Origin of the sequence: Candidatus Sphingomonas colombiensis (genome assembly GCA_029202845.1) — a bacterium.
GTDB classification, from domain to species: domain Bacteria; phylum Pseudomonadota; class Alphaproteobacteria; order Sphingomonadales; family Sphingomonadaceae; genus Sphingomonas; species Sphingomonas colombiensis.
This window is the reverse complement of record CP119315.1, coordinates 2,045,370-2,069,236: the sequence shown is the minus strand read 5'-3', so window position 1 is coordinate 2,069,236 and position 23,867 is coordinate 2,045,370. Positions and strand designations below refer to the sequence as shown.

The following is a 23,867-nucleotide window of genomic DNA, read 5'->3' as shown; positions in this document are numbered from 1 at the left end:
ACGAACGGCTCGATCCGGCGATGGTGCTCGGCGCCTATTCGGTCGGGGTTTTCCCGATGGCCGATGGTCGCGACGCGCCCGGCGTCTATTGGGTCGAGCCGCGCCGCCGCGCGATCCTGCCGCTCGACGAGTTTCATCTCTCGCGCTCGCTGCGCAAGACGCTGCTCGCCGATCGCTTTCGCGTCTCCGTCGACCGAGCTTTCCCCGCGATCATCCGATTGTGTGCGGAAGCGGCGAGCGACCGGCCCGAAACCTGGATCAACCGCTCGATCGAACAGGCATTTCTCACGCTGCATGAAAGCGGCCACGCCCATTCGATCGAATGCTGGGATGGCGAAGAGCTTGTCGGCGGCCTCTATGGCCTCGCACTGGGTCGCGCCTTTTTCGGCGAAAGCATGGTGAGCCGCGCGACCGATGCCTCCAAGGTTGCGATCGCCGCGCTGGTCGCACGGCTGCGGGCAGGTGGCTTCACCCTGCTCGATTGCCAGTTCATGACCGATCACCTCGCCTCGCTCGGCGCGACGGAGATCGATCGCGCCGATTACATGGTGTTGCTGGGCGAAGCGCTGGCCGGGTTGGTTTCCGTGACCGGGGCGTCGTCACCCGAATCCCCGGAATCGTCAGGCGCAGCGGCGGCCGATTTCTTCGCGGTGGAGGCAGCGATCACATCGGTATCCGCGCCCTTCGCCGGGAAGGACATCGTACAGCTCTTGGCCCACACATCGTAAACCGGGTGCTGCACCACATTGAGCGCGGGGCGCTCCTTGTACAGCCAGCCTGAGAAAGCGCGGCGCCACGCCTTGTCCACGCCCTTCACGTCGAGCTGGACGAAGGCGCCGGTCAGTTGCTCCTGCTCCCACGGCGCGGTGCGCTCGCAGGCACGCAGACGCACGATCGTATCGCCGACGCGCAGCGCCTGCCCCGGCTTCATCGTCAGTTCGCGGCTGACGCCATTGCGCTTGTTGAGGATGCCGATCACCGCGACTCGCTCGGCCATCGGCGTCGTGCCCGCGTCGATCGCCTGATCGCCGCCATCGACGGAGGTGACACCATTCGCCGCAGCAGCGCGCGGCGCTGGAACCGCCTGACTGGCGGCGGGCGTGCCCGGCCTCTGCGCATCGGCACTATCAGCGAACCAATGGCTTCCCTGCCAAAGGCCAATGCCGGCCAGCGCGGCGACAAGCGCGCCCGCCGCCAGCGCGCGCTTCACGCTTCCGGGCTCCATGCTTCATAGTCGCCGGTCGCGGCAGCGCGGACGCCGCCCTTTTCCAGCGCGCCCGGCGGACGATATGCCAGCGCGGTGCCGGTCATGTTGGGCAGCGCCGGCTTTTCCCAGCGACGCGGCGCAGGCAGCGCGCGATCCGGCACATCATCGACATGATGATGCAGCCAGCTGAACCAATCGGGCGGCACGCGGCTCGCGTCATTTGCGCCGTTGTAGATTACCCAGCGGCGTGGCTGGCCGCTCGTGTCGGCTCCGCCTTCATAATAGACGTTGCCGAGCGAATCCTCGCCCATGCGCGTCTTTCCGCGCAGGCCAAACCAGGTGCCGATGGTAGCGCCGTTCCACCAAGTGAACGGGTTCAGATTGATGCCCATGAAATCGCGCTTACCCGCGAAGCCGGCGCGCTTCAACCGGGCTTACTTGCCCCACGACACCTTATCGCCTTCGTTTATGCCCAGTTCGGCGGCGCGCCCGGCGTTGATTTCCAGCACCGCGGCGACCGGCTCGCCCGAGGGAATCGGGGCTTCGGAAAAGGGCACCGTGTTCTCGGCCAGCCGCGCGATTGTATGGTCGGCGCGGATGAACAGGATGTCGAGCGAACTCGGCGTGTTCTTCATCCAAAAGGCGGCGGGCTTCGGCTCGCCCCCGGTGGCGGGATAAGGCGAGAACAGCATCCCGCCATCCTTTGGAATATCCTTGCGGAACATCAGGCCGCGCGCCTGTTCTTCCTCGGTCCGCGCCACATCGACGTGGAAAACATGTGCGCCGTTCGCGCTCTCGATCGTCAACGTCACGCGATGCGCGGCGTCTTCGCCACCGGAAGCATTCTCGGCGCCATTGCTCCCAGAGGCACCACCAGACGAGCACGCCGGAACGAGCGTCGCCAGCATCGCTGCGGCGAGGATACGCAACATCTCAATCCTCCAGCGCGGCACCGACGATCACCGCCAGCGGCCCCTTGCGCCCATCCACAACGCGCGCGCGCAGCTTCTGATCCGGCTCGACCTCATGGATCGCGGCGCGTCGCAAGGTTTCCATGTGGACGAAAATATCCTGATTGCCGCCCGGTCGCACCAGAAAACCATAGCCCTTCAGCCGGTTGAACCATTTCACCAGCACCGGCTCCCATTCGCCGGCGTCCGCCACCAGAGTGGCCGGGTCGATGCGGGCGGGATCGCGCGGCTCGCTGGGTTCCACCGCCTGTGACATATCCAGCGACAGAATCTCGACCGCCTGAAAACCCCGGTCGCGCTTCACCGCAATGACTTCAAGACGAGAGCGTTCGGGCAGGCTGCGCCGGCCAAGCGATTGAAGTACGCTGAAATGGATCAGCACATCGCCCGTATCGCCGGTATCGGGCACGAGAAAACCGAAACCGCGCGTGACATCGAACCATTTGAGGGTACCGGAAACCCGCGCGCCTTGCTCGGCGCCGGCCACACCAATCTCCTGTTCGCGGTCATCTACATCGCGAGGCATGTCGCTACGCACTTTTATGCAATCCCCCCCGGATAGTCGTTACGCTAGCATGGTTGACGTTACGTACAACAGCCCAAGCGCGACTTTTGCGTCATTCCTCGCCCTCGAATGGGACACCGGGGGGAGAAACGACGATCCGCCGGGCCAACGCGGGCGAGTGGCCGGCGCGCACCATCGCCGCCACCTGGCGTTCGCGCAGCCGGTCGTCGGGCGCCGTTCTGCCCCACGGGCCAAAGCGACGACGGCGGGCGAAAGCGAGCGCGACGTCGATCGAGCGCTCAGCCGCCGGCTCCATCGCAATCGCCGCGTCGCTTTCACTGACATGCGCCGCACGCAACGCATCGGCGACGCGCCGTCCGCCATAGCCACGCCGCGCCAACGCAGCCGCGCGCATTTCGGCGAAACCGCGATCGTCGACATAGCCGAGCGTCGCCATTCTCTCCGCCACTGCCGCCGGCTCGATCAAGTCCCCTTCCCATCCCCGCTCGCGGATCTTACGGCGCAGATAATCGGCCAGCTTGCCGCGCGTCGTCGCGAATCGCTCGACATAGCGCAGCGCCAGTTGATCGAGCGTGGCGGCGTTTAGCGGGCGCGGCGGGCGACGTTCGGAGGGCACGGCCATGTTGTTGCCACACTGACGAACGAATTTAAACGCGCGGGGCGCGCAAAGGCAGCCATTGAGCGAGCTTGCGCCCGGCAAGGGGCGCGCGAAAGGTTAAGAATTGGAATGACTACCCTGGATCCGACCGCCACGCACGACGCGTTGCCACGCCGCTTCGCGGATTTCGCGACGCTGGGCGAAGCGCTGGACTATGCGGCGCAGGGTACGCGCGGCCTGAATTTTCACGACGCACGGGGCACGTTGAACCGCGCTTATCCCTTCGCGGAGCTGCAACAGGACGCGAAGGCGGCGGCGTGGCGGCTGATGGCGGCCGGAATAACGCCGGGTGACCGCGTTGCGCTCGTCGCGGAAACCGGGGCCGAGTTCGCCGCCCTGTTTTTCGGCACCGTCTATGCCGGTGCATGGCCGGTGCCGCTCCCGTTGCCCACGTCGTTCGGGGGCAAGGAATCCTATATCGACCAGCTCAGCGTCCAGCTTTCGAGCTGTGATCCGGTAATGCTGATCTATCCGCCAGAGCTTGCCGGCATGGCGGGCGCGGCGGCAGAGGGCTGCGGCGTGCGCGGTGTCGACTGGAGCGACCTGCTCGCGACGGAGGCTGTGCCCGTCGCGCTCCCGCAAGCGAACGGCGACGATATCGCCTATCTGCAATATTCCAGCGGCTCGACACGTTTTCCGCACGGCGTCGCGATCACGCATCACGCGTTGCTCAACAATCTCGCGGCGCACGCGCATGGCATGGAACTGATCGACAGCGATCGCTGCATCTCGTGGCTGCCATGGTATCATGACATGGGGCTGGTCGGCTGCTTCCTGTCGCCGATCGCGAACCAGGTTTCGACCGATTATCTGAAAACCGAGGATTTCGCGCGCCGTCCGCTGGCATGGCTGGATATGGTCAGCCGCAATCAGGGCACTTCGATCAGCTATTCGCCGACCTTCGGCTATGACATTTGCGCCCGCCGCATCTCCAGCCAGACGCGTGCATCGGATCGCTTCGATCTGTCGCGCTGGCGCCTCGCCGGCAATGGCGCGGACATGATCCGGCCGGATGTGATGCAGGATTTCGTCGACGCCTTCGCCGATGCCGGCTTCAAGGCCAGCGCATTCCTGCCGAGCTACGGCCTTGCCGAAGCGACGCTGGCGGTGTCGATCATGCCCCCGGGTGAGGGCATCCGCGTCGAGCTGGTCGAGGAAACGCAGCTTTCCGGCGTCCCTGCCGGGCAGGACCGCCCGCAACGTTACCGCGCGATCGTCAATTGCGGGAAGCCGGTGCGCGACATGGCGATCGAGATCCGCGAAGAAGACGGCACCCCGCTTCCCGAGCGCGCGATCGGCAAGGTGTGGTGCGCCGGCCCGTCGGTGATGGTCGGCTATTTCCGCGACGCCGACGCGACCGAGGCCTGCATGAAGGACGGTTGGCTCGACACAGGCGACATGGGCTATATGTCTGACGGCTATATCTATATCGTCGGCCGCGCCAAGGACATGATCATCGTCAACGGCCGCAACCATTGGCCGCAGGACATCGAATGGGCGGTGGAGCAGCTTCCCGGTTTCAAGCAGGGCGATATCGCCGCCTTTGCGATCACCACGCCGGGCGGGGAGGAAACGCCTGCGGTGCTCGTGCAATGTCGTACGTCCGACGACGCCGAGCGCAGCCGCCTGCGCGACGAGATTCGTGATCGCGTGCGCGCGGTGACCGGCATGAATTGCGTTATCGAGCTGATCCCGCCGCGCACATTGCCACGCACCAGCTCCGGCAAGCTCAGCCGCGCCAAGGCACGCAACCTCTACCTCTCCGGTGAGATCAAGCCTTATGCCATCGCCGCCTGAGCGGTGACTGCATCCGGCAAGAATGCTGCTCAAAAATCGCGCGCACGGAAACGATTGATCAACCCCTGATCGCGTAAACGGGGGGGTGTGAGTAACGTGGAACCCCCCACCGTCCGCCATCCCGCGGTCCCACTCGGGCCGTTACTTGGCTTGTCCGAAGGCAGCGACCCCGGCGCCTGGGCGCGAATCCGTGGCGCCACCCTCCATGCCGGGCGACAACTCGCGCTCTTCATGCTTGGCGTGAATCTGATTGGCGCGGCGATCGCCGTGATGCTCTTTACACCGCATGTGCCGCAATCCTGGCTTGGGACATGGGGCATCGCCGTCATGGTCGTCGCTACCGTGATTGCGGTTCGCCGATTGCGAACCAGCCCGCAGCCGGATGCCCTTGCCTCCGTCGGCGAGTTACGCAGCACCGGGTTCGAAGGCATTGCGCTGGCGCTGGTGTGGAGCGTCCCGATATTGCTGTTCGGGCGCCACAGCGATGCGACGACCGCGCTGGCGCTGTGGATGGTGCTGTCGGTGCTGATGTCCGCCGCCGCGATCGCGCTGGCGCCGCTGGTGCTTGCCGCGCTGGGGTTCATCGGCGGCGTGACTCTCGCGGTGGCGACGGCGTTTGCGATCACGCATGTCTATGTCGGCGCGGCGGGCTCTATCCTGTTCGCCGCAATTCTAATCATCGCATGCGTTTCGCGCGCGCGCGCCCTTGTGCTGCTGCGCGGATCGGAACTGACGCTTACCGAGCGCGATGAGACGGTCAGCCTGCTGCTGCGCGAATTTGAGGACACCGGATCGGACTGGCTGTGGGAAACCGACGTGCAGCGCCGCGTTGTCAGGGGCACCACGCGCTTCGCGATGGCGCTGGGCGTCGCCCCCCACGCGATCGAAGGAATGCCGCTGCTTCAGGTGCTCGCCGGGCCGGCATGGGAATCGGGCAATTTCTCGCCCGCCCTTCGCCAGCTCGCGGAAAAGCTCAAGAACCGTGAGAGCTTTCGCGATCTCGCGCTGCCGGTGACGGTCAACGACGAGCAGCATTGGTGGGAAATCGCCGCCAGCCCACGCTATGACGATCGCGGTGAATTCATCGGCTTTCGCGGGGTCGGCTCGGATGTAACGGAGCAACGCGCCACCGCCGACAAGATCAATCGCATGGCGCGCTTCGATGCGCTCACCGGGCTGCCCAACCGCCTGCTGGTCAACGAAGCGCTGGGCAAGGCGCTCACCGAGGCGGAGAAATGGGGATCGCGCTGCGCGTTCATGATGATCGATCTCGATCGCTTCAAAGCGGTCAACGATACGCTGGGTCATCCGATCGGAGACCGGCTGCTCGGGCGCGTATCGGAACGGCTGGCACAGCTCGTCACCGCAAATGAGATGGTCGGGCGGCTCGGCGGTGACGAATTCGCGGTCGTGGTCCGCGACGCGGCCGACACGGGTCGCGTCGAGCAACTCGCGCGGACGATTATCGAGACATTGTCGCGCCCCTATGAGATCGACCAGCATACGTTGTGGATCGGCGCCTCGGTCGGCGTCGCGACCTCGCCTCGCGATGGCCGCACCGCCGAAAACCTTATCCGCTCGGCCGATCTTGCGCTGTATCGCTCCAAGGACGCAGGCGGCGGCGCGTTCCACACCTATGAGCCGCAACTGCACGTCGCGGCGGAGGAACGTCGCGTATTGGAAATCGCGCTGCGCAAGGCGCTCGAACGCGGCGAGCTGCACCTGCAATATCAGCCGGTCGTTGAAACCATGACCGGGCGGCTCACCGGTTTCGAAGCATTGTTGCGGTGGAACAGCCCGCAGTTTGGTATGGTCAGCCCGGCCAAATTTGTGCCGCTCGCGGAAGAAGCGCGATTGATTGGCCCGATCGGCGAATGGGTCGTTCGCACCGCCTGCACCGAAGCGGCGCGCTGGCCGGACGACATCCGGATCGCGGTGAACGTCTCACCCGAGCAATTGCACAATCCCAATTTCGCAACCGTCGTCGCGCAGGCGCTGGCCACCTCCGGCATTTCAGCCAGCCGGCTGGAGCTTGAGGTGACCGAGAGCGTCTTCATGCGCGAAGGCACCGGCGCGGTGAAGGTGCTGGAGCATATCCTCGACATGGGCGTGCGCCTGAGCCTCGACGATTTTGGCACCGGCTATTCCTCGCTGGGTTATCTCAGCCGCACCAGATTTTCCTCGATCAAGATCGATCGCAGCTTCGTTCAGGGCGCGTCGCGTGGCGTGCCGGAAGCGCTGGCGATCATCTGCGCGGTGGTGGCGCTCGCCCGAAGTCTCGGCATGGCGACCACAGCCGAGGGCGTGGAGACCGAGGCCGAGCTGAACATGATCCGCGAACTGGGCTGCACCAAGATCCAGGGCTTCTACTTTGGCCGCCCGCTGCCGGTGGAGGAAGCGCGCGCGCTCGCCGGACGCCATCGCCCGGATGCCTATGCCGCCGCTTGAGCGGTTACGGCAGGAGACGATCGCACCGCCGCGCCGAATTGCGCGCGCAGTTTCATTCTCCCCTATTGCCGCCGCCGCCGCGTCGCGTTAGGGGCAACCGCTCGTAGGGGTGTAGCTCAGCTGGTTAGAGCGTCGGTCTCCAAAACCGAAGGCCCTCGGTTCGAATCCGAGCTCCCCTGCCACTTCCAGAAAATTGAACAATCTCAACATGATAGAGCCTAAAAACCGCCCCGTGTTGGATAGGTTTGCTGGATAGGTTCGGGCTCCTCCGTCTGCCGCGACCCCACCAGATGTCCGCCGCCGCTCTAGGGCTGAACAAAAAAAGCAGGGCGTCGACCGCCCGAGAGTAATCTAACCCGCCCGCTTCTCCACCCGCTGGATCGCGGCGCGACTCACGCCATATTCGTTCGCCAGCGCCCCCAGCGACACCCCATCGGCCCTCCGTGCCTTTACGGTCTCCTGCTGCTCCTTTGAGAGCGCGGAGGGGCGGCCCAACGCCTTCCCTTCGGCCTTAGCCCGAGATAGCCCCGACTGGGTGCGCTCGATCAATAGGTCGCGCTCGAACTCCGCGACGGCGGACAGAACGCCCATCGTCATCTTTCCGGCAGCGCTGGTGAGGTCCACACCCCCGAGGGCGAGGCAATGCACCCGGACCCCATCTGCCGCCAAGCGTTCGACGGTGGCACGTACATCCATCGCATTGCGGCCCAGCCGGTCTAGCTTGGTGACGATGAGGACGTCGCCGGACTCCATGCGGTCGATCAGGCGGGCGAAGCCCTTGCGCTCCATAGCAGCCACCGAACCCGAGACCGTCTCCTCGACAACGCGTTTAGGCTCGACCGCGAAACCGGCGGCGGCAATCTCCCGCACCTGATTGTCGGTGGTCTGGTCCGCTGTGCTGACGCGGCAATAGGCGAAGGTGCGAGCCATGAGGCGTGATCCCGTTGTAACGAAAAGCTGTATCGTTTCTAAGGGTGGATCGAAATGGTTGTCAAGCTAGTTTCCGATACAGCATTTCCGGCAGGCTCGAAAACGGTCGTTTCCGATACAAGGGGCGCACGCACGCAGCGGGTTCGCATTGCACTGGAGCTGCCGGCGCATTCGCTGCACGGTGAAGGAGGCCGAGAGCAAACGCGAGTGGCGGAAAGCTCCGGTCGAGCCGCGCCGCCTCTGCGTCGTTTGACAGCGAGGCCGACAGTGTACCAGGCACAGACCGCGCGCCTCGAACGCGTTGACCTGTTTCCGGCAATCGGATTGATGGCGACACTGGCGCCCTTCGGTGATCCCGGAAGTAGGCTCCGAGCCATCGCGCCATCGCTCCACCGCCACCCCATAAGGGGGGAAATCGGCGCGCGGCCCCTACGATAACCCGCTTCGGAAATTTGCACCAAATATAACGGGCCGCGATTGCCACCCTAAGTCTGCCACGGCCCGCTTGATACCGCCCAACCGGCGACAGCGTAGCAGCAGCAATAGCGCCGGCCATCCGCCAGATAGAACGACTGGCGGAGCTTCGCCTGCTAGCAGCGGGGATACCATTTCCACCCTGCGGGAACTGGAGGTGACGTTCGGGGCATCGAAGGGGCCCGATGCGGGATTTAAGCGCATTTCCAGACCACAGAGCGACGATGGAGACGAGGATGCCCCGATAGGTCCCTGTCCTCCAACGTCGCTCCGTGGCTGGCGATGACCGGATTAAGCCGGCATCGCGACCATCAGGCGGCGGCGCAGCGGCGGTCGATCATATCGAGCTTCATCCTGACGGCATTGATCGCGGCGGGGCCGCAAACTCCGTTCACGATGCAAGATCGCGGGACCGGCCGCACCTCGAACAGCGGACAATTGGCGGAGGGGCATGCGGCGAGCTGCTCGCGCCATGTCCCCGCGACATACGGATCGCAGATACAGGCTTTGCACTTCTCATTAATTGCGGAAGCGCGGGAGCGGCGTGGGTTGTTCAAGGGTTCTCCTACTCGCGGCACGGCGGCGCGATGACGCCAGGAACGGCGATCCGGCGGCGTGGCGTATTCGGGGTTTGAGGAATGATGGAGCGAGGCGGATTTCTCCCCCAATGATGCGGCCCAGTTACAAGATGCGGCCTAATTGGGCTCTCTCTCCGAGAGTGCGCTCTAATCAAAGAGTGTGGGCTATCGGGTCAGCTAGGGCCGAAACTGGTCCGAAGCCGATTCCCTCTCCGAGGGGGAGCACTAATTGGCCACGTTCGGTGCGCTCGACCGTCGACAGTTCCTTCGCCATGTCGATGGTGAGGAGGTAGTCGGTGCGGGAGCATCCGCCGGTTTTGCAAACGCTCGTGCAAAAGTCCGTCCCGTCCTCGAGCCCATATTCCTCCGCCCGACGCTTCACCCACTGATGGAAGTAATCTCGGACGCCCAGCCACCCATGAAGCTGCCGCGCGTCGATCATGATGACACCCTCGCGGTCGATGGAGATCACTGCGGTATCGAAGGCGATCTTCGTGGCTACGACGAACTTGGGAGCAGTGCAGGCCCCTCCTCACATCGCGGTGACAGGCGCACGAAACCCCATAGCCGATAGCTGACGCCGTCACGTCCCTCGACCGTCCGCCCGGCTTCTATGATCGCAGCCCGAACCGCTCGCAGCTCCTCCCGACGTACGCGATCCCGCTCCGCGTAGAACTCGGGCAGCGCTTGGCTTTTTGCGTGCTTCAGCCGCGCAGATACCACTATCTGCCATAGACGGTCGCAGCCGGTCGGAGGGCGGTCGCCACGTTGTGCGTTACAGCGGCGATGCTTCAATAGCCCATTCGTCACTAAGCTTTTGCCGCCCTTGGAGCGCGGGCACACGTGGTCGAAGGTTGGCGCGAGCGGGTCGTTGGACCGACCCGGCTTGCTGCGTATCTTGTTGCCACATCCGGCACAGAAGCCGCTCTGGGCGTGAAACAGGATCAGGCGTAGTCGCCGCGCATCTGTAGGCATAGCCGCGATGCTGCGACGGATATGGTCGGACGGCAAGCGGCTAAGCTTAAGGCTCTTAGTGATGGTATTTGGGGTGTACCTTAAGGCTCCCTCGCCCCCACTTCCTCCAGCCCTGCCGATGGTGCGAGGGCTGGTGTCCAGTCCGGGTCCATCGACCGCATTACCTTCGCTTCCACCGCCGGCGATGACCAGCCGGAAATCGCAGGCCATGCCTTCCGCCCCCCAAAATGCTCCATCTGCCCCCTGAAGGCCATGTACATCGACTCGCCCAACGCCAACTCCTTCGAAGCTGGGACGATGAAGCTGTCATGGATCGGCAAGCAGGGAATGCCCCGATAAGCGAGGCTGTCGAGAACGACGGATGCGATGGCGCTGTCGATCCGCTGCAATTCCATGCCCCGGCCGGCACCGAACCAGCCCGCGATTGCGCTATGCAACTCCTGCACCCCCGCCAGCGCTTCCCGCCAGAGCCGCTTCGGGATGCCTTTGGGGGCACGCGGGGGTAACGCCAGCACTGACGTTGAGGAGGCGCGTGAAGGCCGCCTTGGTGACGCTACGGGCTACGTGGGGCGCGGCGGGCAGCGCGTAAGGATCGGCATCAGCCGGCCAGTCCAGTCGGGAGAGCGCGTAACAGAGCCGGGGATGGAGGGCGCAATAATCCAGTTCGACCGTCACCTCGCCATCGAGCAGTACGGCGGCACGACGATGGCTCGGCAGCGCCATCCACCACCCGCCGTAGAACCGGCCGCCACGATCAAACCGGCCGTCATTGAATACCCGATGGAGGCGGATGGCGGTGTGGTCGGCGGCTTCCGGCCGGTCGTCATCATCGGCACCGTCATCGAACGCATCGCCATCGATCCCGTCATTCCCCGGCGGGACGTCTTTAAGGTCGACGCGCGTGTCCCGAAGGAGTCCATTGAGGCGCTGGAGGTCGGAACGCATCGTCCGCGTGGTCTCATCGTCCTCATATTCCGCCAGCGTGTTGACCTGCGCCAGCCCGACTATGACCCGGCGCTTCAACCGGACCACCTCTGCAACCGGATCGAACGATAGGTCGTGGATCGTCAGCCCTGCCGCCGCGAAATGCTCGACCAGCTTTGCGGTGGCGCGCAGACGGGACCGGCGGCCAATGACACGTCCGGCCTCGCCCCTGCTCTGATAGCCCCTGCGCCTTCCGCCCAGCCGTTGCATTCGAGGAAGTCGACAACGTCGGTGGCGGCGGTGAAGGTGATAGCCGCGTTGCGATAGCGGCTCGCCCGGTATGCATTGCGGTCGCGGGAATACGCAATGAACCGGGACGGGGTGGCGGCGGCGCAAGCGAACAGGTCGAGCGTCAGCGCCGCCATGGCCGCCCGGACGCGCTCCATGGCGTCGGCCCGCCGTGCGCGTTTCCTATCCTCACACGCCACCATCGCATCGACCAGCCCAGCGATAGCCCCTGCCGCACCTTGATGCGTCGTTACACGATCCCAACGGACTGGGCGGCTGTTCTCCAACTCGCGCCGCCGGTCGGAGTTCGGGAAGTGGCCTAAAGGCGCCAAAGAAGCCGCTTCGGCGCTGATTATCGGGATGGAGGATAAGGAGTCATTGGATTTGGCTATCGTGCCTGTGGGGCGGGAAATGACGGGATTATCCTGCATCGCTTGAGGGCCGCGCCGGTGCCGGCAAAGTCACGCCGGGATATTCGATCAGCTCGATAATATCCCGCTTGCGCTCCAACGTGATCCCGTCGGGATTGTAACGCCCGTAGGTGAACCCCTTCTCATGGCCGAACACCTGCGCCCATTCGTTCTCCGGCACGGTGGCCCTCTCCATGATCCGCGTGACGTTCTTGCGGAACGAATGGAACACCTTGCGGCGATCCTTGAAGCCGCGAGCAGACTTGAAGCGAGAAAACTCCTTGCTGGCGTCGGCGCCCGCTTTCTTCCCCGGCCCCTCCCCGTTGAAGGTGGTCCATACTTGTCCCGTGCCACCGGCCGGCTTGCGGTCCCAGAGCCACGCCAGCGACGGGTGGAGGGGCACCTGTCGGTTCCCGGCTGGGGTCTTCGCGTCCTCCACTTGGAAATACCGGACGCCCTCGCCCTCCCGAAGCTGCTCCCACCGGAGCGACGCAATCTCGTCAAGGCGCATCCCGGAGTACATCCCGACTAGGATAACCTCCCGAATGTCCGCCCGCTTCGGCGGCTTGGCGAACAGCGCGCCAAGCTCCTCCTTCTCCCATGCCAGATAGCCCAGCACGTTCACGCCGGTTCGCAGCTTCCGGTGGAAACCATCAAACGGGTTGTGACCAGAGCAATGACCGCGCCTCGCGGCCCAATCCCAAAGGCCCTTCAGGGTCGCCAGATGGCGGTTCATGGTGGCGTCGGCCAATCCGTTGTCGCTGCCCCCAAACAGCTCCTGAACCTTAGCCCATGCCATCTCCTTGGCGCCGTTGGCGCGCGCCCAGTCGCGGTCGGTACGGCGAAGCGCATCGTGAAAGCGGGAAGCGTCGGCGTCGCGGACGCCCCGAATAGGTTTATCGTTCCAGAAGCCCTTGAACAGGCGGAACGTGGCGTCCTTCTGCTGCTCCGTGTTGGTTTCCTTGAGGCCGCGCTGGGTGCGCCATTGGGTCATGTAATCCGACACCACCTCGCTAAAGGCTGGCTCAAGCTCCTTCCGTTGAGGCACCTTCTGCCCCCTCACCTCCCGCAGCGCATCCTGAAGGGCGGCAACGCGGATCGCGGCGTTAGCGGTAAGCTCGCCATCGGGGTCAGGATCGGCGTCGGCCATCTTCCCCAGCTCATGTTCAATTCCAGCCTCAACCGGGTCCTCATCGCCCTGATGGACAACGAACGCACCCTCGGCCGCCTGCCGGCGTAGCATCTGTGTAGATGCGGCGGAGTGCGCCGGGGTCGCTGACGGACCGGCCCTGCTTCTCCTGCCACTCCATCCGCAGCATCGCTTCCCATGCGGCGGCCTCAACCCTCGCCACCTTCACGTCAGAAGTGTGAAGGTTTCGGTATTAGGTGCTTCTTGTCGTCGTAATGATCCTGAAGGCCCTTCGGCGCGCGCACGGTGGCCCAGTATTGGCGATGTTGGAGCTTCAGGCTTGCCATTTTAGGGAGCTTTCAAGGACGTGTAGGATAGGTTTGTTGGATAGGCATCGTCGGATACAACGCTTTGAAAATCACTGAAATTATGCAAAACCAACGCCTTAAACCACCCCTGTCAACGTCTCCGAGATCCCCTGCCACCTTCTCTAGAAATCGATTTGCAGCCAGCATGGCACGGCGCGTTGGCCGCCCGCCCACATCCGTCGCGGGAAGAGCTGCGAATCCTCGTTTCCAGTCAGCGCGGAAATGACTGTTCCGATTTGGGACGCGGCGGAAAACTCGTGGTTAACGGACTGTTGGTCGCCAAACCTTGCCTCTACGGACCACGATCGAACGAGACGACGCGATTCGTCGCTGGCGCTAGCTGGAAAACACGGGGATTTTAAATGCGTAAGTTGGTAGTTGCCGCAGCCCTTTCGACCGTTGCCATGCTCGGCACGGCAGCTCCCGCTTCAGCTGCGGCGGTGTTCAATCTCGACAATGTGAAGCTCGTCGACGGCGGAACGCTGTCCGGCACGTTCACCACGAGCGACGACCTCGCGACGCTTATCGGCTTCTCGATCACGTCGTCCACCAACAGCGGCTGGCCCTATGGCAGCTACACCGGGACTACCTATACGTTCGGCAACGCGACCGCGCTGTTCTGGAACGCCGCTCAGGGCCTGTCGGCGACGTTCTCGAACGCGAAACTCAACGTATTTTTCAACAGCCCGCTCACATCGACCGGCACCTCGCTGAACCAGACCACCAGCGAAACCGAGAAGGGCTATAATCGCTATCTGACTTCCGGCTCCGTTTCCGCCGTCGCGGGCGCCGTTCCCGAGCCGGCCACCTGGGCGATGATGATCGCGGGCTTCGGCCTGGTCGGCGCGGCGATGCGCCGCCGCGCGGTCAAAGTGCGGTTCGCCTGACAGCCTGACAGGTAAGAAACTCGGAAGGCGCCGATTGAACCCGGCGCCTTTTCCTTTGCCTACAACGGTCGCGCAGGCCGGTGCGCAAGGTCGAGGCTGAGAAGGGGCGGCACACACTTCGAGACCGCGAGTCTTCGATAGAGCTAGAATAAGCTGGTGATCCGCCAGCCGCCACCTTTCAGGCCAGTGCGTACCCGGCAGTCGACAACGCGAAATTGTCGCCCCCACAGCCCTTGATCAACGGAGCCCCAACGGAAAAGGACGGGGCGTGGCCACCCCGTCCTTCCCCTGAAACCGTGGCGCATCCAGATACGCCAGGCTCCTCCCCTAGAACTTCGCGCCCGCGCGGATACCGATGGTCCGCGGCGTGATCGGCACGATATAGGGCCGTTGTCCGCACGACCCGCATTCCTGGAAACGTGAGATTTCGCCGCGCACATCCCACAGATTTTGCGCAAAAACCTCGATCGTATAATTGCTGCCGATTTCCGCGCCGAGCGCGAGATTGCCGGTGGTATAGGCGCGCAGCCGTCCCAGCTCCGCGGCGGGATTGATGATCAAGCCGGTGCCCGTTTGATAAACCGCGGTCCGAATATCCGACGACGCCGAACTTTGATGCGACACCAGCGCCTGGACATAGCCCTTCACGCTATCGCCCAGCGGAACGGTATATCGCGCCGTTCCCGTGATTTTGAACTCGGGCGTTATCGGCAGGCGCGTGCCCTTGGGCGCCGAAATAAGGTTTTGATCACCCCCCTCAGTCAACCCGGAGCAGGTGAAGGTCGGATCGGCCTGAAGACACAGATTCTGGCGCGTCCGGGCGTCCGTATAAGACCCCGCAGCCGTCAACGTGAGCGGTCCGGTCGACAGGTTCGCGTCCATCTCCACGCCACGGATACGCGCGCTCGGCCCGTTCTCGATTACCGTGAAGCTGTTCTGACCAAGGAAGGAGAATTGGAACGCATCCCAATTCTGCTGATAGACCGCGCCGTTGAAGCGCAGCATCCCGCCGAGCAACGTCGTTTTCCACCCGACCTCGTAATTGGTCAGGAAGTCGGGCGCATAATCCCGCACGTCGCCGCGCCGGTTGATGCCGCCGGGGCGGAAACCGCGCGACCATGTGGCATAGAGCATCACCTGATCGCTCGGCTTCCACGTCAGGTTGAATTTATAAGTCGCCCCCTGCCCCTGCGTCCGCTTGGGAATGAGGTTGGTACCGGAGATATTGGCGAGGTTGGTGCACGGGCCACCGGCAACCGCGGCCGGCGCGAACGGTGGCGGCACCTGCCCGGCACCCACGGTATCGCGCAACGTCTGCCCGTTGGTGAGATAACAGCCCGCCACGCCGGTGCGAGAGCTTCCCGCCGCGTTATACGGGGTCGCCGTGTAAGGAATGCCGCCGTCGCCAGCATCCGGATTGCGCCCGAAGCCGAAGAAACCAAGTAGCGAATTGTCGTAGATATAGGCGCGTGCGCCCGCCGTGGCGGTCAGCGTTGGCAAAATGTCGAAGCTTGCCTCGCCGAACATCGCATAGTCCTTGTCAACGCGATGCTGTTGGGTGAGCCACAGGGTGCCCGGATGGCCGTTGACCGACAGATTGGGTGCCAGCCCGGCAATCTGATAATCCTGATGAATCAGGTTCGACTGGCGCTGATAGAAAGCGCCCGCGACGATACGAAGCCGCTCCGTGCTCGGCGAAGCAACGCGGAACTCCTGGCTCATTTTCTTGAAATGATCGGTGCCGAGCACGCGCTGGAGCGGGGCGATCGTGTTGCCGAGGGCATCCTGATAATAGAAATAATTCGCGAGGCCGCCGTGCGATTGGTAAAGCGAATCATAGGCTTCGGCGTAATCGGTATAATCGCTGGACTGCGTATCGCGGCGATCGAGATAGGCGCCGGCATAGGTAATGTCCCAATTGCCGACCTTGCCCTCGATCGTCAGCGCGCCCTGAATGAAGCGGTCGCGGCGATATTCCGGCAGGAAATGCTGCACCTTGAGATCGCCGAGCGACGGATCATAGCCATAGCTGCCGTGGCTGCGCTGCTCCTGGTAAAGTACTGTCGGCGTCACCGTCCAATTGTTGTCGAGATCAATCTTCAGCGCGGCGCGGCCGCCCCAGGTTTCGGTGTCGTTATAATCCTTCTTTACCAGCGCATTGTTGTTGACGGTGATCCCGTTCTTGATGCAGCCGTTGATATCCCCGTTTTCATCATAGGTCGGCGAACCGCAGAAGGTCCGCGTACCGGCGACGTTGTCGATATAACCGGCGTCCTTCTGGTAGAAGCCGACCACGCGCAGCGCGACGTTTTCGGAGAAGGGCGTGTTGATCATCCCTTCCAGCTTGCCGCCGACGCCGCCCTTGTGAACAGTGTTCAATTCGCCATCGATGCGGCCGTAAAAGCCAGCGGTATCAGGCTTGTTGGTGATGATACGGATCGTGCCAGCCTCGCTCGACGCGCCGTACAGCGTGCCCTGCGGCCCGGAGAGGCTTTCGATGCGGGCGACGTCGTAGATATGGATATCGAGGGTGCCGCCGATCGTCGTCACCGGCTGTTCGTCGAGATAGCTGCCGACCGAAGGCAGCGAACCGGAGTGATTGCCGTCGCCCCCGGAGGCGACGCCGCGCATGTAAACAGTCGTCACGCCCGGCTGTGAAGTCTGGAAGGCGACCGATGGCAGAAGCTGAGTATATTCGTTGAAATTCGAGATATTGAGCTGATCCAGCTTGCGCGTTGACAAGGCCTGGATTGAAATCGGAACGGTCTGAATATTCTCATCGCGCTTCTGGGCGGTGACGATGATGTCGCTCATCGCATCATTGGATGCACGGGTGGCCGGTTGATCCGTCGTCTGAGCAAGGGCGGGGCTGGACAGCGCGGCCGAAGCAAGAAGCATAACCAACGTGCGGTTCTTGAAACTTGCCACCCATGCCCCCCGAATGATCATTTTGTTGCAAGAATGTTGCGGCGCGGCGCACCCGTCAATCAAGACTTTCCATTAAAAACGACAATGGCCCGAAAGCGTGGCAGATTTGCAACGTGCATCACTCGCCCAATACTGCTCAGCGTTCGTCCGCGAAGATCAGAACATCGCGCCGATCATCATTATCGACGCCGCCCCCATCAACAGCGTGGCGCCCCAGCCGAGCCAGCGAATCGCGCGCGGCGCGACAAACGCCCCCATCACGCTTTTCCGCGATACGAGCAGCAGCAGCACGATCATCAGCGGCACCGCGACGACGCCGTTGATCACCGCGCTCCAGAACAGCGCCCGCATTGGGTTGATCGGTGAAAACTGGATCACCAGCGCGGCGAGCACACACACCGCGATCACCGCATAAAAGCCCCGCGCATCAGTTGCCTTGCGCTCCAGCCCGTTCTTCCAGCCCATTGCCTCCGCCGCTGCATAAGCGGCCGATCCCGCCAGCACCGGCACCCCGATCATCCCCACCCCCAGGATGCCCAGCGCGAACAGCAGAAAGGCGAAATCGCCGGCGATCGGCCGGAGCGCGCTCGCCGCCTGTGCCGCGGTTTCGATGGTGGTGACCCCGCCGGCATGGAGCGTCACGGCCGTCGCCAGCGCGATGAAAAAGGCGGTGAGATCGGAATAAGCCATCCCGCTCCACGTATCCCAGGAGATGCGCGACAATTCGGCCGATGCGTCCGCCGGGGCGTCGATCAGGCCCGGCGCGCCGCGCAGATCCTCCACCTCCTCGGATGCCTGCCAGAAGAACAGATATGGGCTGATCGTCGTCCCGAATACGGCGACGACCATCGTCGCCGCATCGCTGTCCAGCCGAAACCGTGGCCATATCGTATGCGCCAGCACTTCACCCCATGGCACATGCACCGTGAACAGCACCGCCGCATAGGCGAGAAGTGAAATCGTCAGCCATTTCAGAAATTTGACGTAGCGATGATAGGGGACGAACACCTGCAGCCCGAGCGTCGCGATCACGAACGCCACCGTCATCCAGCGCCGCCCGATCCCCGTCACCAGCTCCGCCGCCTCGCCCATCGCGGCGACGTCCGCCGCGATGTTGAGCATATTGGCGATCAGCAGCAGTGCGACCAGCACGCGCAGCAAGCGCGGGGAAAAGGCCGTCTTGATATTGGCCGAAAGCCCCTTGCCCGTCACGCGCCCGAGCCGGGCGCACATCACCTGCACCGCCGACATCAGCGGATAGGCGACCGGCATTGTCCACAACATGTCGAAGCCATATTGCGCGCCGGCCTGGGCATAGGTCGCGATTCCGCTCGGATCGTCGTCCGCCACCCCAGTGATCAGCCCCGGCCCGAGCTGACCGAGCGGATGGTGGAGTATCTCGCTCCATCGCGATTTGCCGACCTCGAGTGCCGGCGCTTCGCTCATGAAAAGGCGGGCGCTTCGGGATAGCGGGCGATCACGTCGCCCAACGCGGCATAGAGCGACGCGAGATGCGCGGCGAAGGGTTGCCACGCGGTATCACCGCCACGGAACATCGGCTGGCGCACCTGCTCAGAGCTGGCGGTGCGGACGGCGCGCTCAGTCTCGTGGAACGACAGACAGGCCGTCTCGAACGGCAGATCAAGTTGATCGAGCAGGCCGCGAATCCCCGCTTCCGGCGCCTCGACCAGGTGCTCATGGATCACGCGATGGACCTGCCCCGGCTGCACCGCATCGAGATGGGCCATCAACCGCACGTAGTCGCGATAATAGCGCCCCATGTCGTCTAGCGCGTAGCTGAACGACTGGCCCCGCGCGAAATGCTGCTTGAAATTGGAGAAGCAGCACGCACGCGGATCGCGCCTCGCATCGATGATCCGCGCGTTGGGCAGGATCAGCCGAATCAGCGGCACGTGGAGCCAGTTGTTCGGCAGCTTGTCGATGAAAAACGGTCGCCCGGTGCGCCGCTGCACCGCCGCCCGGCGCAGATATTCCTCGCCAAGTTCGGCTGCCTCTTTGCGCGTAAGGCTGGCAAGCCCATGCGGATAATCCGCCACGCGCCGCACCATCGCGGGAAGATCGGGAAGCTCGGTCGTCCCCTCCACGGCGCTGTGGCTCGACAATATCTGCTCGATCAGGGTCGATCCCGCGCGCGGCATGCCCAGGATGAAGATCGGGTCCGGCGCCGGGCAGCCCCAGCCGGCGCGTTCAGCGAAAAAGGCCGGCGTCAGCAATTCGATCGAGGCATCCACCCGCCCCGCGATCACCGAGGCGTCATAGCCCAATTGCCCGCGCCGCGCGGCATTGCCGGCCGCGTAATGCGCGAACGCCCGATCCGCCTGCCCGCGATCCTCCAGCGCCTTGCCCAGCGCGAAATCGAGGTGGAGGGCGTCGTCCTCCGCAAGACCCTGCGTGCCCCTCCCCGCCTCCATCGCGGCGATATCCGCATCGTCGAACCGCACCGTCTTCAGGTTGGCGAGGCTCCACCACGCCTCGCCAAGCGTTGGCTGAAGCGCGATCGCACGACGATAGGCGGCGACGCCATCCGCCTGCCGCCCGACCGTCTTGAGCATATGGCCGTAGCTCATCCAGACTTTTGGCTGCTGTGGCGCAGCGGCCAACACGCCTTCGTACAGCGCGATCGCTTCCTCGAACCCGCCGAGCCGCCCCAGCGCCGCCGCCTTCAGATTGGCATGGCCGACATGATCCGGCTCGGTCGCGAGCAGCTCGTCGAGTTCCGCCAGCGCCTCAGGCGCGCGATTCTGGCGATAGAGCACCAACGCCAGATTGGCGCGCGCCGCGGTAAATGCCGGCGCCAGCTCCAGCGCGCGGCGCAGCAGATTCTCCGCATCGCGATTGCGCCCGATCCGCCCCGCCAGCTCCGCCAACATGCGGATCGCCCGCGCATCGAACGGATCGCGCTTCAGATATTGCTTGAGCAGCGGCTCCGCGATGTGAAGCTGCCCGTCGTGCAGCGCCAGCGCGGCATCGAGCAGGGGCGGCGGATAGGAATTGGCTGCGAGGGTCGCCATCACGGGCAACGATGATCGGAAGCGCCCGCCAGCGCAAGCCGCTTGCGGGATCGCGCGGGTTATGACGGATGCTCGCGCGTGCCCCTTGCCTTCGGGCGAAGGCGACGCTATTTCCGCAACCCATCCGACAGCGAGGACGGGCTTTCGCCGTTTCCCTGATGAAAGGGAAGCGGTGGCGGTCTTATGCCTCGCTCGGCACGTTTGCGAAGGCACGCACAGTGGCGAAGACGTCCCCGATCGAATTCATCCGTCAGGTTCAGGCCGAGACGCGCAAGGTTGTCTGGCCGACACGGCGCGAAACGATCATGACCGCGGTAATGGTCCTGATCATGACGACGCTCCTCGCGCTGTTCTTCCTGGGCGTCGATACGCTTTTCGATCAGCTCGTGAAGGGCCTGTTGAGCCTCGCGAAGTAAGGGACAAGGTTTCACGCACATGGCGCGCTGGTACATCATCCACGCTTATTCCGGTTTCGAGGGCAAGGTCCGCGATACGATCCTGACCGAGGCCGCGCGCCTCGGCCTCGAGCAGCTCGTGGAGCAGATCGAGGTGCCGACCGAAACCGTGACCGAGGCGCGTCGCGGCAAGAAGGTGGCGGTCGAGCGCAAGTTCATGCCCGGCTACGTGCTGGCCAAGCTCAGCATGAACGACGACGTCTATCACCTGGTGAAGAACACGCCACGCGTGACCGGCTTCCTCGGTTCGTCGGGCAAGCCGCAGGCGATCAGTGACGCAGAAGCCGCGCGGATGCTCAATTCGAAGGACGAGGCCGCCGCCGCACCGAAGCATTCGGTGAAGATCGATTACGAGATCGGCGATTCGGTGAAGGTGCTCGACGGCCCGTTCGCGAGCTTCAACGGCACCGTCGAAGAGCTCGATTTCGACAAGTCGAAGGTCAAGGTCTCCGTGTCGATCTTCGGCCGCGCCACCCCGGTCGAGCTGGATTTCGAACAGGTCGAACGCAGCAAGTAAGGCGCAGGCGGCACGCGGATAGCCACGCTATCCGTTAGACCGCCAGGCCCGGCCGGCAGGTCGCGCAGCGAACCTGCCCGACGACGCGGGATTCACTCCCGCGTCGGGCCTCTGCAGATTATCTCCTACATCCGTCGCAAGCCCTAAGTTCGCGCGCGCCTAACCGTTGATCGCCCGAAACCCGATCGCGACGATCGCCACCACCATCGGTGGCGCAACGAGGCGCGCCCACATCCCGCGCGACGCAGCGCCGCGCCAGTCCCCCACCGCCAGCACCAGCGCGAGCGCCCCGGCGATCATCGTCCACAGATAGTATCGCAGCTCCGCCGCCACGCCGAGCGGCGCATAACCTAGCCCGTACAGCAGCGCCGACCACGCCAGTACTCGCGTCGGAAATCCCGAACCCCCGGCCCACAACAGCCCGATCATCGCCGCGATCCACACGCACGGCCAGCCAAGCGGCGTCTCTGCGCTCAGGCACGCCAGCCGATCGACCGCGCGCACGATCGCGTTGGGGGTTACGGCAAAACCCCATTCGTTGGGCGGTGCCGTGACCTGCACCGGCCGATCGACCGAATCGAGCGCCAGGAAGCGCGTCTCGACGTTCCAATGCGCCAGCCGGTGCTCGGCATAAGCGATCGGGTGACGCAGGATCGCGCGCAACCAGAACAGGTGCGGCTCGATATGTTGCGCGGCGAAGGCGCGGCGCACCCGTTCGAAGCCGATCGGGCACGGCTCATCGACCCACCAGGCATAGCTGTCCCATTTTACGGGCGTGTAGCAATGCCGGTTGACCGCCACCGCGTCCTTCACCCGCAGCGCCGGGAATTGATCCTCACCCGAATGATAGGTGATGCCACCAAGATCGAAGATGATCAGCGACATCTCCACCCCGCTCGGCTTGGCCGCCGTCAGCCGGTTGGCGAGGGGCATCGCCGCCGCCAGCAGCGCGAGCAGCAGCACCGCGCTTCCCGCCATCCGTATCGGCCGCCCCCGCCACGCTTCGGGCAGAGTCCACAGCGCGAGCGGCAGCGTCGCGAATACGGCATTGAAGCGCAGCATGGAGGCAAACAGCAGCAGCGCGAGCGCGGCCAGCCGCATCGCCCCTTTCCCCGTCGCGCGCTGATCGGCGATCGCGCATAGCCCCGCCGCCGCCAGCAATGCGCCGGTCATCAGGCTGTCCTTGATGATCGTCGCCATCAGCGCGGCCGATAGCGGCAACAGCGCGACGCAGCCGATAGCGAGCGCACGGCGCCCCCATCCGGCCCGCACCGCCGCGAGAATCAGCAGCGTGAAGCCCAGCGCATAGAGCCCGAGTTGCAGCACCAGCATCGGGGCCGGGCCGTGCGCGAGCGGCAGCAATTGCCGCCACACCCATTCCATCGCCGGCGGATGCCAGTCATCGAAATCGCCGCTCAGCGCCTGATCATATTGGCGCAGCGAATCCCAGGTGACGAGGCCGGGCCAGTAAGCGAGCGTCCCCGCACAGGCGATAAACAGCGGCACCAGCGCCGCCGCCACGCGCGTTGCGGGAAAAGCCGACGGCTGCGAATCGCGCTCCATTTCTCCGGCGTAAGTCGGTCCGCGAAAATTGGAAACGGTGCGCGGTTATCGCCCGATCTCGAATGCCGCGCGATATGCCGGTTTCACTGCATTGAGCAGCACCGGCGTCACCGGCAGCGTCACCTCATAACTGCCCTCGGCATAGGGCCCGGCGACATAGGGATCGGCAATCAGCCCGATGCGATTGATCCGGCTGCCATTCGACGAACCCAGCAGCAAGGTGAGTTCATCGACATTCGGGCATTTGTCGAACGTCCCATCGCCCGACGGCGCCGCGCCGCGTCTGCTGGTCCGCTCGCTATTCAGCGCCGCACAGAATGGCGCCGTCACGGCGGCGTGCAATGCGGCGATCGAAGTGAACACCTGCTTCGGCTCCAACCGGCGACCAGTCGCTTTGTCCCACAACATCCCCAGCGATCCGGAATTGCCGTGCGCGCCGCCGGTATAGCTATAGAATTTGCCCGACAGGCTTATGAAGCGCTGCGTGTTCGTCACCAGCTGCCAGGTCTTCTGCGTCTCATATTTGCGATAGGGGAAGCCGCTCTTGCGCGCTTGCCGCCGCGCTTCCGCCGCGTCGCGCGCCGTGGCGGCACGCAGCTTCGTACTATCCGCCTCCAGCCAGGTGCGCAGTGCCGGGATCCGCGCCGCCGCCGGTGGGTAGCCGTAGAGAAATTTGTAATCCTGCGCCGCGCCGCCGGATTGCGCCAGCGCGCCCGTCGCCACGCTCACCGTAAGCGCCAATCCCATCGCAATCCGCATGAACTTCCCCCGATATCGCCAGCCAGCGAGACGCGCGGACGGC

At 64.1% G+C, this 23,867-nt stretch carries 21 protein-coding genes, 1 tRNA gene and 1 pseudogene; 9 read left to right on the top strand and 14 right to left on the bottom strand.

All coding sequences use genetic code 11. From position 1 onward, the window contains the following. Positions 1-20 precede the first annotated feature (20 nt). On the top strand, positions 21-728 hold the full coding sequence (gene aat / locus P0Y64_09945; GenBank protein WEK45029.1) for a leucyl/phenylalanyl-tRNA--protein transferase: 708 nt from the start codon (positions 21-23) through the stop codon (positions 726-728). A gap of 35 nt (positions 729-763) precedes the next feature. On the opposite strand, the pseudogene P0Y64_09940 reads toward aat, so the two are convergent. The 5 genes and pseudogenes from P0Y64_09940 to P0Y64_09920 all read right to left on the bottom strand — a co-directional run bounded on the left by P0Y64_09940 (position 764) and on the right by P0Y64_09920 (position 3,326). After that, positions 764-931 (bottom strand): annotated as a pseudogene (locus tag P0Y64_09940) (DUF2155 domain-containing protein). Between the two features lie 275 nt (positions 932-1,206). Beyond that, positions 1,207-1,599, bottom strand: a complete 393-nt coding sequence (locus P0Y64_09935; protein WEK45028.1) for an NADH:ubiquinone oxidoreductase subunit NDUFA12 — start codon at positions 1,597-1,599, stop codon at positions 1,207-1,209. A gap of 42 nt (positions 1,600-1,641) precedes the next feature. After that, positions 1,642-2,139, bottom strand: a complete 498-nt coding sequence (locus tag P0Y64_09930) for a DUF192 domain-containing protein (protein WEK41738.1) — start codon at positions 2,137-2,139, stop codon at positions 1,642-1,644. Between the two features lies 1 nt (position 2,140). Further along, on the bottom strand, positions 2,141-2,704 hold the full coding sequence (locus P0Y64_09925; GenBank protein ID WEK41737.1) for a cold shock domain-containing protein: 564 nt from the start codon (positions 2,702-2,704) through the stop codon (positions 2,141-2,143). A 91-nt stretch (positions 2,705-2,795) separates the two neighbouring features. After that, entirely contained in the window at positions 2,796-3,326 is a 531-nt protein-coding gene (locus P0Y64_09920; GenBank protein ID WEK41736.1) for a RecX family transcriptional regulator, read from the bottom strand. Between the two features lie 105 nt (positions 3,327-3,431). On the opposite strand from P0Y64_09920, the gene P0Y64_09915 reads away from it, so the two are divergent. The 3 genes from P0Y64_09915 (at position 3,432) to P0Y64_09905 (ending at position 7,789) form a co-directional block, all read left to right on the top strand. Continuing rightward, the gene (locus P0Y64_09915) at positions 3,432-5,159 is read left to right on the top strand and encodes a fatty acyl-AMP ligase (GenBank protein WEK41735.1); all 1,728 of its coding nucleotides are present in this window, start codon (positions 3,432-3,434) and stop codon (positions 5,157-5,159) included. A gap of 87 nt (positions 5,160-5,246) precedes the next feature. Beyond that, positions 5,247-7,607: an EAL domain-containing protein gene (locus tag P0Y64_09910; GenBank protein WEK41734.1), complete on the top strand. Its 2,361-nt coding sequence runs from the start codon at positions 5,247-5,249 to the stop codon at positions 7,605-7,607. A gap of 105 nt (positions 7,608-7,712) precedes the next feature. Further along, a tRNA-Trp gene (locus P0Y64_09905) sits at positions 7,713-7,789 on the top strand. A 169-nt stretch (positions 7,790-7,958) separates the two neighbouring features. Here P0Y64_09905 and P0Y64_09900 read toward each other — a convergent pair. After that, positions 7,959-8,537: a recombinase family protein gene (locus tag P0Y64_09900; GenBank protein ID WEK41733.1), complete on the bottom strand. Its 579-nt coding sequence runs from the start codon at positions 8,535-8,537 to the stop codon at positions 7,959-7,961. Positions 8,538-9,293: 756 nt separating this feature from the next. On the opposite strand from P0Y64_09900, the gene P0Y64_09895 reads away from it, so the two are divergent. After that, positions 9,294-9,602, top strand: a complete 309-nt coding sequence (locus tag P0Y64_09895) for a hypothetical protein (protein ID WEK41732.1) — start codon at positions 9,294-9,296, stop codon at positions 9,600-9,602. Between the two features lie 138 nt (positions 9,603-9,740). Here the strand turns inward: P0Y64_09895 and P0Y64_09890 are convergent, their stop codons facing one another. Continuing rightward, positions 9,741-10,061 (bottom strand): antA/AntB antirepressor family protein, encoded by a 321-nt coding sequence (locus P0Y64_09890; GenBank protein WEK41731.1) that lies wholly within the window; start codon positions 10,059-10,061, stop codon positions 9,741-9,743. An 869-nt stretch (positions 10,062-10,930) separates the two neighbouring features. On the opposite strand from P0Y64_09890, the gene P0Y64_09885 reads away from it, so the two are divergent. Further along, a complete protein-coding gene (locus tag P0Y64_09885) occupies positions 10,931-11,620 on the top strand; it encodes a hypothetical protein (protein ID WEK41730.1) in 690 nt (229 codons plus the stop codon). Positions 11,621-11,631: 11 nt separating this feature from the next. On the opposite strand, the gene P0Y64_09880 is transcribed toward P0Y64_09885, so the two are convergent. Beyond that, entirely contained in the window at positions 11,632-12,207 is a 576-nt protein-coding gene (locus P0Y64_09880) for a hypothetical protein (GenBank protein ID WEK41729.1), read from the bottom strand. Then, positions 12,197-13,336 (bottom strand): hypothetical protein, encoded by a 1,140-nt coding sequence (locus P0Y64_09875; GenBank protein ID WEK41728.1) that lies wholly within the window; start codon positions 13,334-13,336, stop codon positions 12,197-12,199. The genes P0Y64_09880 and P0Y64_09875 overlap by 11 nt, the downstream gene beginning before the upstream one ends. A gap of 709 nt (positions 13,337-14,045) precedes the next feature. On the opposite strand from P0Y64_09875, the gene P0Y64_09870 reads away from it, so the two are divergent. Then, entirely contained in the window at positions 14,046-14,570 is a 525-nt protein-coding gene (locus P0Y64_09870; GenBank protein ID WEK41727.1) for a PEPxxWA-CTERM sorting domain-containing protein, read from the top strand. A 327-nt stretch (positions 14,571-14,897) separates the two neighbouring features. On the opposite strand, the gene P0Y64_09865 is transcribed toward P0Y64_09870, so the two are convergent. From P0Y64_09865 to P0Y64_09855, 3 genes are all read right to left on the bottom strand, one after another. Next, positions 14,898-17,519, bottom strand: coding sequence for a TonB-dependent receptor (locus P0Y64_09865; protein ID WEK41726.1), 2,622 nt, complete (start codon positions 17,517-17,519; stop codon positions 14,898-14,900). 135 nt (positions 17,520-17,654) lie between these two features. Further along, complete coding sequence (locus P0Y64_09860; protein ID WEK41725.1) at positions 17,655-18,944, bottom strand: divalent metal cation transporter; 1,290 nt, start codon at positions 18,942-18,944, stop codon at positions 17,655-17,657. Beyond that, on the bottom strand, positions 18,941-20,530 hold the full coding sequence (locus P0Y64_09855) for a sulfotransferase (protein ID WEK41724.1): 1,590 nt from the start codon (positions 20,528-20,530) through the stop codon (positions 18,941-18,943). The genes P0Y64_09860 and P0Y64_09855 overlap by 4 nt, the downstream gene beginning before the upstream one ends. 218 nt (positions 20,531-20,748) lie before the next feature. Between P0Y64_09855 and secE the strand changes: the two genes are divergently transcribed. Next, the gene (gene secE / locus P0Y64_09850; GenBank protein WEK41723.1) at positions 20,749-20,946 is read left to right on the top strand and encodes a preprotein translocase subunit SecE; all 198 of its coding nucleotides are present in this window, start codon (positions 20,749-20,751) and stop codon (positions 20,944-20,946) included. A 19-nt stretch (positions 20,947-20,965) separates the two neighbouring features. Continuing rightward, positions 20,966-21,502 carry a transcription termination/antitermination protein NusG gene (gene nusG, locus P0Y64_09845; GenBank protein WEK41722.1) on the top strand — a complete coding sequence of 179 codons (537 nt, stop codon included), beginning with the start codon at positions 20,966-20,968 and terminating at the stop codon, positions 21,500-21,502. A gap of 159 nt (positions 21,503-21,661) precedes the next feature. On the opposite strand, the gene P0Y64_09840 is transcribed toward nusG, so the two are convergent. Both P0Y64_09840 and P0Y64_09835 read right to left on the bottom strand, forming a co-directional pair. Continuing rightward, positions 21,662-23,065, bottom strand: coding sequence for a hypothetical protein (locus P0Y64_09840; protein WEK41721.1), 1,404 nt, complete (start codon positions 23,063-23,065; stop codon positions 21,662-21,664). A gap of 45 nt (positions 23,066-23,110) precedes the next feature. Beyond that, positions 23,111-23,824 carry a DUF4163 domain-containing protein gene (locus tag P0Y64_09835; protein WEK41720.1) on the bottom strand — a complete coding sequence of 238 codons (714 nt, stop codon included), beginning with the start codon at positions 23,822-23,824 and terminating at the stop codon, positions 23,111-23,113. Between the last annotated feature and the right edge of the window lie 43 nt (positions 23,825-23,867).